Here is a 12,060-nt window from a genome sequence, read left to right as displayed (position 1 = left end):
ATTATTCAGCCTCTTCCTGCTGCTCGCGCACGACGACACGAAGACGCGCGAACGGCTTGATGATGCGGGTCGACTTGCCGCGGCCACGCGTTGCGAAGCGCTTCATGACGATCGACTTGCCGACCGAAGCTTCCTTCACGACGAGCGCATCGACGTCGAGGTTGTGGTTGTTCTCGGCATTGGCGATCGCCGAGGCGAGCACCTTGCGCACGTCGATGGCCATCGCCTTCTTCGAGAAGGTGAGGATGTTCAGCGCGTCGCCAGCCTTGCGACCGCGGATCAGCGCGGCGACGAGGTTGAGCTTCTGCGGGCTGCCGCGGACGGTGGTGGCGACCGCAAGGGCCTCCTTGTCACCGACCTTGCGCGGGGATGCGGACTTCGACATCAGCGCTTACCCTTCTTGTCGGCATGGCCGGGGAAGTAGCGCGTCGGTGCGAACTCGCCCAGCTTGTGGCCGACCATGTCCTCGTTGACCGACACGGGCACGAACTTGCGGCCGTTATAGACGTTGAACGTGAGCCCAACGAACTGCGGCAGGATGGTCGAGCGACGCGACCAGGTCTTGATCGGAGCGCGCGCGCCACTGTCCTGAGCGCCTTCCGCCTTCCTGAGAAGGTGGAGATCGACGAACGGACCTTTCCAGACGGAACGGGCCATGGATTACCTCTTCTTCTTCGCGTGGCGCGAACGGATGATGAACTTGTCGGTCGACTTGTTGTGACGCGTACGCGCACCCTTGGTCGGCTTGCCCCAGGGCGTGACCGGATGACGGCCGCCCGAGGTCCGGCCTTCACCACCGCCATGGGGATGGTCGACCGGGTTCTTGGCAACGCCGCGGGTCAGCGGGCGCTTGCCCAGCCAACGGTTGCGGCCAGCCTTTGCAAGGTTCTGGTTGGCGTTGTCGGGGTTCGACACCGCGCCCACCGTGCACATGCAATCCGACCGGATATAGCGCTGCTCGCCCGAGTTGAGGCGAACCATCACCATGCCCTTGTCGCGACCGACGATCTGCACATAGGTGCCCGCCGCACGTGCGATCTGACCGCCCTTGCCGGGCTTCATCTCGACATTGTGGACGATCGTGCCGACTGGAGCCTGGCCGATTTCCATCGCGTTGCCGGGCTTGGTGTCGGTCTTCTTCGCCGCGACGATGACGTCGCCGGTGGTCAGCCGCTGCGGTGCGATGATGTAGGCGAGCTCGCCATCCTCATACTTCACCAGCGCGATGAACGCCGAACGGTTCGGGTCATATTCGAGATGCTCGACGGTCGCGGGCTTATCCCACTTGCGACGCTTGAAGTCGATGATCCGGTACTTCTGCTTGTGGCCGCCCGCGATGCCACGCGCGGTCGCATGGCCCATATTGTTGCGGCCGCCCGACTTGCGCTTGCCTTCGGTCAGCGCCTTGACGGGCTTGCCCTTGTGCAGTGCGGACTTGTCGACGAGGATCAGGCCGCGGCGGGCCGGGCTCGTCGGGTTATAATGCTTCAGCGCCATGGCGTCAGATTCCCGTCGTAACGTCGATGGACTGGCCCTCGGCCAGCGTCACGATCGCCTTCTTCACGTCGGAGCGCTTGTAGGGCGTACCCTTCCACCGCTTCGTCTTGCCCTTTGCGACGATCGTGTTCACGCCCGTCACCTTGACGTTGAACAAAGCTTCGACCGCAGCCTTGATCTCCGGCTTGCTGGCATCGCCGGCAACCTGGAAAACCACGGCGTTATGCTCCGAAAGCAACGTCGTCTTCTCGGTGATGTGGGGCTTGAGCACCACGTCATAGTGGCGGTTGTCCACCACGCTGTCCTGCTTCTTAGCCATTGAAACGCGCCTCCAGCTTCTCGACCGCGGCGCGCGTCAGCACCAGCGTTTCATGCTTCAGGATGTCGTAGACGTTCGCACCGACGGCGGGCATCACGTTGAGCTTCGGGATGTTCGAAGACGCCAGCGCGAAACCGGTGTCGACCATATCGCCGTCGATCACGAGCGTGGTGTTGCCGAAGCCGAGCTTGCCGATCTGCGCGAGCAGCAGCTTGGTCTTGGGCTCCGAGACGGTGAGCGTGTCGAGCACGACTAGCTTGCCATCCTTGGCCTTGGACGACAGCGCCATCTTCAGGCCGAGCGCGCGAACCTTCTTGTTCAGCGACGGATTGAAGTCGCGAACACGCGGGCCGTGTGCCTTGCCGCCGCCGATGAAGATCGGGGCGCGGCGATCGCCGTGACGAGCCGTACCGCCGCCCTTCTGGCGACCGAACTTCTTGCCGGTGCGTGCAACGTCCGACCGCTCGCGGGCTCCGCGGGCGGTGCCGCGACGCTTCTCGAGCTGCCAGGTGACGACGCGATGCAGGATGTCGGCGCGGGGCTCGACGGCGAAGATCTCGTCGTTGAGCTCGATGTCGCCCGATGCCGCGGCGTCGAGGGTCTGAACCTTGACCTTCATGATCAGCCCTCCTGGCCTTCGGCCGCTTCAGGCGCCGCGGTCACTTCCGCAGGCGTCTCGGCAGGCACATTGTTGCTGTTGGCGGCGGACTTCAGGCCAGCCGGGAACGGCGCGTCCTTCGGGGCCGCGATCTTGACCGAGTCCTTCACCAGGAGCCAGCCACCCTTCGAACCGGGCACCGAGCCCTTGACGAAGAGAAGGCCGCGCTCGGCGTCGGTCTGGACGATTTCGAGGTTCTGCTGGGTGCGGTTGGCGGCGCCCATATGGCCGGCCATCTTCTTGTTCTTGAAGACCTTGCCCGGATCCTGGCGCTGACCGGTCGAACCGAGCGAGCGGTGCGACACCGAGACGCCGTGGGTTGCGCGCAGACCGCCGAAACCCCAGCGCTTCATGCCGCCCTGGAAACCCTTGCCCTGGGTGCTGCCCTGGATGTCGACGAATTGGCCCGCGACATAATGGTCGGCGGAGATTTCCGCGCCCACGTCGAGCAGGCCGTCTTCCGACACGCGGAACTCGGCGACGAAAGCCTTAGGCTCCACCTCGGCCTTGCCGAAATGGCCGCGCTCCGGCTTGCTGATATTTTTTGGCTTGGCCGAGCCGGCGCCGAGCTGAACCGCGACATAACCATCACGATCCTGTTCGCGGCGAGCCACGACCTGTACATTTTCCAGCTGCAGGACAGTTACCGGCACATGCCGGCCGTCATCCTGGAACAGGCGGGTCATCCCCATCTTCTTAGCGATCACGCCAGTGCGCATGATCCGTTCCCTTCAAACAGAGGCTCGCGTTAGCGGCGAGCGTGCCACGAAAAAAAGCCCCGGTTTGAAAACCGAAGCCTCCAGCCCAATGTAGTTGCGACCCCCGCCCGGGCTCGGTTTTTTCGCATTACTGCGAAAAGGCGGGGACCAGGACACCGGCACCTTTCCGAAGAATGGGCCGGTCGGTATCCCTAACTTTTCCGCCAAATCTCGATCCCGAGGGAGAGAAAAGGCAAACGCGGGACCGACTCGATCCCGCGTGGAGCCGGCCTCTTAGGCCAGTTTGATCTCGACATCAACACCCGCTGCGAGATCGAGCTTCATCAGCGCGTCGACCGTCTGCGGGGTGGGCTGCACAATGTCGAGCAGCCGCTTGTAGGTCCGGACCTCGAACTGCTCGCGCGACTTCTTGTCGATGTGCGGGCCGCGGTTCACGGTGAACTTCTCGATGCGGGTGGGCAACGGGATCGGACCACGGATGAGGGCGCCGGTACGGCGAGCGGTGTCTGCGATATCGCCAGTAGCCTGATCGAGAACACGATGATCAAAAGCCTTCAGACGAATACGAATATTCTGCGTTTCCATGTCCACACCGATGCGAAAGAGCCGCGCCTTGCCAAAGAGAAGGCGACCCGGTGGGCCGCCCTAACCTCCGGCGGAGGCAAAAATATCAATCAAAAGCACACCGCCCGACTCCCGGAGGAGCCGAGCGGTGCCGCCCTATATTACTTCGAGATCGCGCTGACAACCCCGGCGCCGACGGTACGTCCGCCTTCACGGATCGAGAAGCGGAGCCCCTCTTCCATCGCGATCGGGGCAATGAGCTTGACGCCGAGCTGAACATTGTCGCCAGGCATGACCATCTCGGTGCCCTCGGGCAGCTCGACGGTGCCGGTCACGTCGGTCGTGCGGAAGTAGAACTGCGGACGATAGTTCGCAAAGAACGGCGTGTGACGGCCACCCTCTTCCTTCGACAGGACGTAGACTTCCGACGAGAAGTCGGTGTGCGGCTTGATCGAGCCCGGCTTGCAGAGAACCTGGCCACGCTCGACCTCTTCACGGCCGACGCCGCGGATCAGCGCGCCGATGTTGTCGCCAGCCTGGCCCTGGTCGAGCAGCTTGCGGAACATTTCGACGCCGGTCACGACGGTCTTGCGGGTGTCCTTGATCCCGACGATCTCGACTTCCTCGCCAACCTTGACGATGCCGGTCTCGACGCGGCCGGTGACGACGGTGCCGCGACCCGAGATCGAGAACACGTCCTCGATCGGCATCAGGAACGGCTTGTCGAGCGGACGCTCGGGCTGGGGGATGAACTCGTCGACGGCCTGCATCAGCTTGAGGACGGCATCATGGCCGATCTCGGGCTTGGTGCCGTTCAGGGCGCAGACGGCCGAACCCTGGATGACGGGGATGTTGTCGCCGTCGAAGTCGTAGGACGACAGCAGCTCGCGGATTTCGAGCTCGACGAGCTCGAGGATCTCGGCGTCGTCGACCAGGTCGACCTTGTTCATGAACACGACGAGCTGCGGCACGCCGACCTGGCGGGCGAGCAGGATGTGCTCGCGGGTCTGCGGCATCGGGCCGTCGGTGGCCGAGACGACCAGGATGCCACCGTCCATCTGCGCGGCGCCGGTGATCATGTTCTTCACATAATCAGCGTGGCCCGGGCAATCGACGTGCGCATAGTGGCGCGCCGCGGTCTCATACTCGACGTGTGCGGTCGAGATGGTGATGCCGCGCTCGCGCTCTTCGGGCGCCTTGTCGATGTTGTCGTAGCTGGTGAAGGTTGCGCCGCCGGTCTCGGCGAGCACCTTGGTGATGGCTGCCGTGAGCGACGTCTTGCCATGGTCGACGTGTCCGATGGTGCCGATATTGCAGTGCGGCTTGGTCCGCTCAAACTTAGCCTTAGCCATTTTTCGCCTCTTCTCTTCGAATCAATTGCCGGACGCGCCGCCCTGTGCGGACGCGCCCATAACTACAAATTTGCGATTATGCCAGCTTTGCCTTGACCTCTTCGGCCACGTTCGCCGGCACTTCCTCATAATGCGAGAACTGCATCGTGTACTGCGCCCGGCCCTGGGTGAACGAGCGGAGCTGGTTCACATAGCCGAACATGTTCGCCAGCGGCACCAGAGCCTCGACCACCTGTGCGTTGCCGCGGGTGTCGGTGCCCTGGATCTGGCCGCGACGGCTGTTCATGTCGCCGATGACGTCGCCGAGATAATCCTCGGGGGTGACGACCTCGACCTTCATGATCGGCTCGAGCAGCTTGATGCCCGACTTCTGGGCCGCTTCGCGCATGCCGCCACGACCGGTGATTTCGAACGCCAGCGCCGAGGAGTCGACGTCGTGATAGGCGCCGTCATACAGCGTTGCGGTGAAATCGATGATCGGGAAGCCGATCAGCGAGCCCGATGCCGCGATTTCGCGGATGCCCTTCTCGACCGACGGAATATATTCCTTCGGAATATTGCCGCCCTTGACCTCATCCTTGAAGATGACGCCCTGGCCGCGCTCGCCCGGTTCGACCGTGAACTTGATGCGCCCGAACTGGCCCGAGCCACCCGACTGCTTCTTGTGGGTGTAGTCGACGTCGACCTTGCGGCCGATAGATTCGCGATAGGCCACCTGTGGCGCACCGATGTTCGCTTCGACCTTGAACTCGCGCTTCATGCGATCGACCAGGATCTCGAGGTGGAGTTCGCCCATTCCCTTGATGATCGTCTGGCCCGATTCGGCGTCCGACGAAACCCGGAACGACGGATCTTCGCGCGCCAGGCGATTGAGCGCGATGCCCATCTTCTCCTGGTCGGCCTTGGTCTTCGGCTCCACCGACAGCTCGATCACGGGATCCGGGAATTCCATGCGCTCGAGGATGATCGGCGCGTTCTGTGCGCAAAGCGTGTCACCGGTGGTGGTATCCTTGAGGCCCGCCAGGGCGACGATGTCGCCGGCATAGGCTTCCTGGATGTCCTCGCGGCTGTTCGCATGCATCAGCAGCATGCGGCCGACCTTTTCCTTCTTGTCCTTGACCGAGTTGAGCACGGTCGTGGCAGCATCCATCTTGCCCGAATAGATGCGGGCGAAGGTGAGCGTGCCGACGAACGGATCGTTCATGATCTTGAAGGCCAGCGCCGACATCGGCGCATCGTCGGTGGCGGGGCGGCTGTCGGTCGTCACGCCATCAAGCTTGAGGCCCTCGACCGGCGGGATGTCGAGCGGGCTCGGCAGATAGTCCACGACGCCATCGAGCAGCGGCTGGACGCCCTTGTTCTTGAATGCGGAGCCGCACAGCACCGGCACGAACGAGAAGTTCAGCGTGCCCTTGCGGATCAGCTTCTTGAGCGTGGCGACGTCGGGCTCATTGCCTTCGAGATAGGCTTCCATGACCTCGTCGTCCTGTTCGACCGCCATTTCGATCAGCTCGGAACGTGCGGTGGCAGCAGCGGCCTTCAGCTCGTCAGGGATCTCCTGATATTCGAACTTTGCGCCCAACGACTCCTCGAGCCAGATGATCGCGCGGTTCTCGACCAGGTCGACGAGGCCCTTGAAGCCGCCTTCGATGCCGATCGGGAGATAGAGGACGGCCGGACGCGCACCGAGGCGGTCCTTGATCATCTCCACGCAGCGCTCGAAGCTGGCGCCGGTGCGGTCCAGCTTGTTGACGAAGCACATCCGCGGCACCTTGTACTTCTCGGCCTGGCGCCACACCGTTTCCGACTGCGGCTCGACGCCGGCAACGCCGTCGAAGCACGCGACAGCGCCGTCGAGGACGCGCAGCGAACGCTCGACTTCGATGGTGAAGTCGACGTGGCCGGGCGTGTCGATGATGTTGATGCGGTGGTCGTCCCAGAAGCAGGTCGTCGCAGCCGACGTGATCGTGATCCCGCGCTCCTGCTCCTGCTCCATCCAGTCCATCGTCGCGGTGCCCTCATGGACCTCGCCGATCTTGTAGGACTTGCCGGTATAGTAAAGGATACGCTCGGTCGTCGTCGTCTTGCCGGCATCAATGTGGGCCATGATGCCGATGTTGCGATATTTATCGAGCGGGTGGCTGCGGGCCATGATCTTAAAACTCCGATGTCGGGGAAGGCTGTGACGGCCCTGCCCCGACGATATGGGAACCAACTGTTACGCTTTCGAGGCCCGCCCCTTTCGAGGCGGGCCAGCGAAGCGGCGCTGTTACCAGCGGTAGTGCGAGAAGGCGCGGTTCGCTTCCGCCATGCGGTGCGTATCTTCGCGCTTCTTGACGGCGTTGCCGCGGTTGTTCGCGGCATCCATCAGCTCGCCCGACAGGCGGCCGGCCATGGTGTGCTCCGAACGGGCACGCGCGGCCGTGATCAGCCAGCGAATGGCCAGAGCCTGCGAACGCTCCGGACGGACTTCGACCGGAACCTGGTATGTCGCACCACCGACGCGGCGGCTGCGGACCTCGATACCGGGCTTCACATTATTGAGTGCGTCATGGAACACGCCGAGCGGCTCGCGCTTGGCGCGGGTCTCGACGGTTTCAAGAGCACCATAAACGATGCCTTCGGCGACGGACTTCTTGCCGTCGAGCATGACACTGTTCATGAATTTGGAGAGCACCTCATCTCCGAACTTCGGATCGGGAAGAATGATGCGCTTTTCTGGGCGACGACGACGAGCCATTTCGATCTACCTCTTACTTAGGACGCTTGGCGCCGTACTTCGAACGGCTCTGCTTGCGGTCCTTGACACCCTGCGTATCGAGCACACCGCGCAGCACATGATAACGCACACCGGGAAGGTCGCGCACACGGCCGCCACGGATCAGGACCACGGAGTGCTCCTGAAGGTTGTGGCCCTCACCTGGGATGTAGCTGATCACCTCGCGGCTGTTGGTGAGGCGGACCTTGGCCACCTTGCGCAGCGCCGAGTTCGGCTTCTTCGGGGTCGTCGTGTAGACGCGCGTGCAAACGCCGCGCTTCTGCGGATTCTTGTCCATCGCAGGGACCTTGGACTTGGCCTTCTGCGGCTCGCGACCCTTGCGGATCAGCTGATTGATCGTTGGCATGAAGCCCTTCACCTCTAAGAGAGTTACTTTACCAATGCCCGACTTGCCTTTCCCGACCTGAATTTCAGGCCATACGGAAATGCACGAAAGCCCCGGCGGTCATTACGACCCCCCAGGCCCTCACACGCATCAGCAATGTTCAAGCTCCCAGCTGCGGCCAAGCCACCCCTGGGAAGGGCGCGCCTATAGAGAAGGAGTCGGATTGGGTCAACCAGTCGACGCCGGCCAAATTGCCGCCCGCCCGCATGTCTCGCTATCGGGCGGGGCCTGTCGTTCAGGCATCGGTCTCCGCCTCGATCCAGCCAAGATAGTCGCTGGATCCTCCGACGACCGCCAGGCTCATCACCTCCGGCAATTCGTATCTGTGCAACGCCCGCACCTGCGTCTCCACGCGCGCCGCCAGCACCGCCCGCGTCTTGATGAGAAGGACGTGCTCTTCGGCTCGCTCGATCGCCCCCCGCCAGCGATAGACACTCGTCGCCGGCAGGATCTGGACACAGGCAGCCAACCGCTCGCCGACCAGCGCCGCCGCGATCCGCTCGGCCTCCTCGCGCGATCCGCAACTGGTGGTCATGACCACGGCCGCCTCCATCATGGGTTCCCCTCCGGCTTCGCCTGCGGCTTGATATAAATGGCGCGGATCGCTGGCCAGCGCGCGCGCAGCTCGGTCTCGGCCTCCGCGATCATCGCCTCGATCCGGCCGGCGGGCACGCGATTTTCGAAGTCGACCGACAGACCGACAAAGATGTTCCGCGGCCCCAGATGGATGGTCACGATCTCGTTGACCCCGGTCACCTCCGGACGTCGGTCGACCGCGGCGCGGACAGCTGCCTCCAGTGCGGGGTCGGCCGGCTCGCCGATCAGCAATCCCTTTGATTCCCGCGCCAGCGCCAGCGCGACACCTGCCAAGGCGCAGCCGATCACGATGGAGGCCACTCCATCCCAGCGCGGGTCACGCGCGATGAGGCTCAGCGTGATGCCGGCGCCTGCCACGAGTAACCCGAACAAGGCTGCAGTATCCTCGAACAGCACGATGAAGCTCGGCGGATCCTTCGATCGGCGAATCGCCTGCCACCAGCCAAGCTCGCCGCGCGCTGCGTTGAATTCGCGCATGGCGATGAACCAGCTCGTACCTTCGAGCAGCATGGAAATGGCGAGGACGACATAATTTATCAGCGGCGAGCGAATCGGCTCTGGATCCGCGATGTGCATGACGCCCTCGTAGATCGACAGCCCAGCCCCCGTTGCGAAGATCAGGATGGCGACGACAAAACTCCAGAAATAGAGTTCGCGCCCATAGCCGAGCGGATGCCTCGCGTCGGGCAGCCGCAAGGACCGCTTCTGGCCGTACAGCAGCAGCAGCTGGTTGAGACTGTCCACCACCGAATGAAAACCCTCGGTCAACATCGCCGAGGATCCCGAGATCGACGCCGCCGCAAACTTGGCCACTGCGATGCCCATATTGGCTGCGAGCGCCGCAAAGAGCGTCAGGCGGCTGTTGGGTTGTTCGGCCATGAGGCTCCTGACGTTGCTGCACCGATGTCGAACGCGCCCGATATGGAAAAAGCACCATCGCAGCTTTTTCCGATTGCTCGGAGACTACAAAGTTCCCCGGAAAAATAATGTATATTTGCCCTCTGTCGATGGATCGGCGGCGATTATGGGTCGTTTCTTCGTGGGCTAGGAGGTCCGCGATGTTCAGCTTCGGCCCGTCGGTTCGCATCAGCAGCCCGGTCTTTCAGCGGCAGCCATGGCGACGCGGAAAGCTGCGACACTGGCTCGCCCTGGCGCTGATCGCTATCGCTGCCGCGACTTTCAACGACCCGGCTCCCGCAGAAATGTCCAGCGGCCCCACAGCCCCGGTCGCGGCCGTCCAGCAGCAGGGCCGCTGGTCGATCGACACTGCCAGTCAGCTGATCGCCGTCGTCGAGGACGCCGCCAAGGAAGGGCTCGACCCGGCCGACTACCGCCTCGACGCACTCCGCGCCGCAATCGCCTCGAACAGCACCGGCGCGGCGCTCGATGCAGCCGCCACCGCTTCGGCGCTCAGCCTCGCGCACGACTTCGCTTACGGCCGCATCGACGACAAAGCGGCCTTCGACTGGTACATCGCGCCACAGACCGATGCCAGCCTGCTCGCGGCCAATCTCGACAATGCGGTTGCTTCGGGCCGGGTCGCCGACTGGCTGCGCGCCCTGCTCCCCGACAACGAGCAATATAATGCCCTGAAAACCGCCTATGCGGCGACCAGCCCGTCCGACGGAGCCGCCCGCGCCCAGCTACGCGCCAATCTGGAGCGGTGGCGATGGATGCCGCGCGCCCTGGGCGAGCGCTATATCTATGTGAACATACCCAGCTATCGCCTGGAGTTCATCGAGAATGGTATCCAACAGGCGAGCTATAATGTGGTGGTGGGCGCGCCGAAGACCCCTACTCCGCAGCTCGCGTTGCAGGCCCAGTCGGTGGTTGCCAATCCAAGCTGGATCCTGCCGCCGAGCGTACTCAAAGAAGGAGGGTGGCAGCGCAAAGGCTATCGCGTGTCGCGCCGCTCCGATGGCAGCCTGATGGTGCGCCAGGCGCCCGGGCCGCGAAACGCGCTGGGCCGCATCAAGATCGACATGCCCAATCCAATGGCGATCTACCTTCACGATACGCCCTATAAGGGGATGTTCGACCGCGCCGACCGCGCTCTCAGCCATGGCTGCATCAGGGTGCAGAATATCGAGGAACTGGCCGGCATGCTCAGCGAAGGCGCCGATCTTGCCGACGCTTTGGCCGAGCCGGCGAAGACCAGAGTGCTCCAGCTCCAGAAGAGCGTCCCGGTCTATATCGTCTACTTCACCGCTCAGGCGGATGCTGATGGCACCGTCAGCCTGCTCTCCGATCCTTATCGACGTGACCAGGCGCTGATCGAGCGCCTGGACGGCAGCGGCGAAGACACGGTTTGGATGGCGGCTCGCTAAATTTCCGCGGAGCAGCAATTTATCGACCGAATCGCCGCAAGCGCGGCGAACCGTGCAACGAAAGCGGCCAACCCGCGGATTGGCAGGAACAAATGTAGCCTACACCAATGAAATAGTTAACAGGTTCTGATAAGGTCCAGCCCTTGTTAGCGTAAAGAGCGGGTTGGGCAATTGCAGGACATCATCGACACGCCGGTCAGCCGGCGCGGATTACTGGGTTCAGCTATTTTTGGTGGATTGGCGCTCGCAGCGGCGGGCACTTCAGTGGCGGCACCGCTGCTGCCGGCGGCAAAACTGCGGCCTGAAGTGCGGGCGCGGGCCCTTGCAGCGATGAGCCGCCATGTCGGCCAGATCAAGTGCCGGGATCTGATCGGCATCTGTGATTTCGACGATCCGTCCTCCGCACCGCGCTTCCACCTGCTAGATGTCGCTTCCGGCAAGGTCGACAGCTTGCTCGTCGCCCATGGTCGCGGGTCCGATCCAGGCCACACCGGCTGGCTGCAGAAGTTCTCAAATGCGATGGGGTCCGCAGCCTCATCGAGCGGCGCCTTCGTCACCGGCGAGGAATATTACGGGAATCATGGCCGCTCACGCCGGATCGATGGCCTCGATCCTACCAACAGCAACGCACGAGCCCGGGCCGTGGTAATCCATGGCGCCTGGTATGCCGAGCGCGAGATGATTGCACAGCATGGCAAACTCGGTCGCTCCGAAGGCTGCTTCGCCTTTGGCGAGGGAGACCTGGCCAAGGTGATGGCGCGGCTTGGACCGGGGCGCCTTATCTACGCCGACAAGATCGACCGTGCCTAAAATGAGTCGAACCGCGTGATCGGCCACGATGAAGCGGCTGTCGCGATTCCAGA

15 protein-coding genes are annotated in these 12,060 nt (G+C 63.2%); 2 read left to right on the top strand and 13 right to left on the bottom strand.

Translation table 11 applies throughout. The features are described from left to right. Position 1: 1 nt before the first annotated feature. From rplV to AAC645_RS14560, 13 genes are all read right to left on the bottom strand, one after another. Positions 2-385 carry a 50S ribosomal protein L22 gene (gene rplV, locus AAC645_RS14620; RefSeq protein WP_340317048.1) on the bottom strand — a complete coding sequence of 128 codons (384 nt, stop codon included), beginning with the start codon at positions 383-385 and terminating at the stop codon, positions 2-4. Further along, a complete protein-coding gene (rpsS, locus tag AAC645_RS14615; protein WP_046194320.1) occupies positions 385-657 on the bottom strand; it encodes a 30S ribosomal protein S19 in 273 nt (90 codons plus the stop codon). The genes rplV and rpsS overlap by 1 nt, the downstream gene beginning before the upstream one ends. Positions 658-660: 3 nt before the next feature. After that, on the bottom strand, positions 661-1,497 hold the full coding sequence (rplB, locus tag AAC645_RS14610; RefSeq protein WP_340317047.1) for a 50S ribosomal protein L2: 837 nt from the start codon (positions 1,495-1,497) through the stop codon (positions 661-663). A gap of 4 nt (positions 1,498-1,501) precedes the next feature. Beyond that, on the bottom strand, positions 1,502-1,816 hold the full coding sequence (locus AAC645_RS14605) for a 50S ribosomal protein L23 (RefSeq protein ID WP_340317046.1): 315 nt from the start codon (positions 1,814-1,816) through the stop codon (positions 1,502-1,504). Continuing rightward, positions 1,809-2,435, bottom strand: coding sequence for a 50S ribosomal protein L4 (rplD, locus tag AAC645_RS14600; protein ID WP_340317044.1), 627 nt, complete (start codon positions 2,433-2,435; stop codon positions 1,809-1,811). The genes AAC645_RS14605 and rplD overlap by 8 nt, the downstream gene beginning before the upstream one ends. 2 nt (positions 2,436-2,437) lie before the next feature. Then, positions 2,438-3,193, bottom strand: a complete 756-nt coding sequence (rplC, locus tag AAC645_RS14595) for a 50S ribosomal protein L3 (RefSeq protein WP_340317042.1) — start codon at positions 3,191-3,193, stop codon at positions 2,438-2,440. A 273-nt stretch (positions 3,194-3,466) separates the two neighbouring features. Next, positions 3,467-3,778, bottom strand: coding sequence for a 30S ribosomal protein S10 (gene rpsJ / locus AAC645_RS14590; RefSeq protein ID WP_011952197.1), 312 nt, complete (start codon positions 3,776-3,778; stop codon positions 3,467-3,469). Positions 3,779-3,918: 140 nt separating this feature from the next. Next, a complete protein-coding gene (gene tuf / locus AAC645_RS14585; RefSeq protein ID WP_340317029.1) occupies positions 3,919-5,109 on the bottom strand; it encodes an elongation factor Tu in 1,191 nt (396 codons plus the stop codon). 76 nt (positions 5,110-5,185) lie between these two features. Beyond that, positions 5,186-7,261 carry an elongation factor G gene (gene fusA, locus AAC645_RS14580; RefSeq protein ID WP_340317027.1) on the bottom strand — a complete coding sequence of 692 codons (2,076 nt, stop codon included), beginning with the start codon at positions 7,259-7,261 and terminating at the stop codon, positions 5,186-5,188. 117 nt (positions 7,262-7,378) lie between these two features. Beyond that, complete coding sequence (gene rpsG / locus AAC645_RS14575; protein ID WP_340317026.1) at positions 7,379-7,849, bottom strand: 30S ribosomal protein S7; 471 nt, start codon at positions 7,847-7,849, stop codon at positions 7,379-7,381. A 13-nt stretch (positions 7,850-7,862) separates the two neighbouring features. Next, positions 7,863-8,234: a 30S ribosomal protein S12 gene (rpsL, locus tag AAC645_RS14570; RefSeq protein WP_340317024.1), complete on the bottom strand. Its 372-nt coding sequence runs from the start codon at positions 8,232-8,234 to the stop codon at positions 7,863-7,865. Between the two features lie 274 nt (positions 8,235-8,508). Beyond that, on the bottom strand, positions 8,509-8,829 hold the full coding sequence (cutA, locus tag AAC645_RS14565) for a divalent-cation tolerance protein CutA (protein ID WP_340317023.1): 321 nt from the start codon (positions 8,827-8,829) through the stop codon (positions 8,509-8,511). Further along, positions 8,826-9,749, bottom strand: coding sequence for a cation diffusion facilitator family transporter (locus tag AAC645_RS14560; protein ID WP_340317022.1), 924 nt, complete (start codon positions 9,747-9,749; stop codon positions 8,826-8,828). Before AAC645_RS14560 ends, cutA begins: the two co-directional genes overlap by 4 nt. A 179-nt stretch (positions 9,750-9,928) precedes the next feature. Here AAC645_RS14560 and AAC645_RS14555 point away from each other — a divergent pair, with 179 nt between their 5' ends. Further along, on the top strand, positions 9,929-11,197 hold the full coding sequence (locus AAC645_RS14555; RefSeq protein ID WP_340317021.1) for a L,D-transpeptidase family protein: 1,269 nt from the start codon (positions 9,929-9,931) through the stop codon (positions 11,195-11,197). 171 nt (positions 11,198-11,368) lie between these two features. Continuing rightward, positions 11,369-12,007, top strand: coding sequence for a murein L,D-transpeptidase catalytic domain family protein (locus AAC645_RS14550; RefSeq protein WP_340317019.1), 639 nt, complete (start codon positions 11,369-11,371; stop codon positions 12,005-12,007). Positions 12,008-12,060 lie beyond the last annotated feature (53 nt).

This window comes from Rhizorhabdus argentea (assembly GCF_037861105.1).
Lineage (GTDB): Bacteria > Pseudomonadota > Alphaproteobacteria > Sphingomonadales > Sphingomonadaceae > Rhizorhabdus > Rhizorhabdus argentea.
The sequence above is the reverse complement of the archived record's forward strand: the minus strand, read 5'-3'. Positions and strand labels throughout refer to the sequence as shown.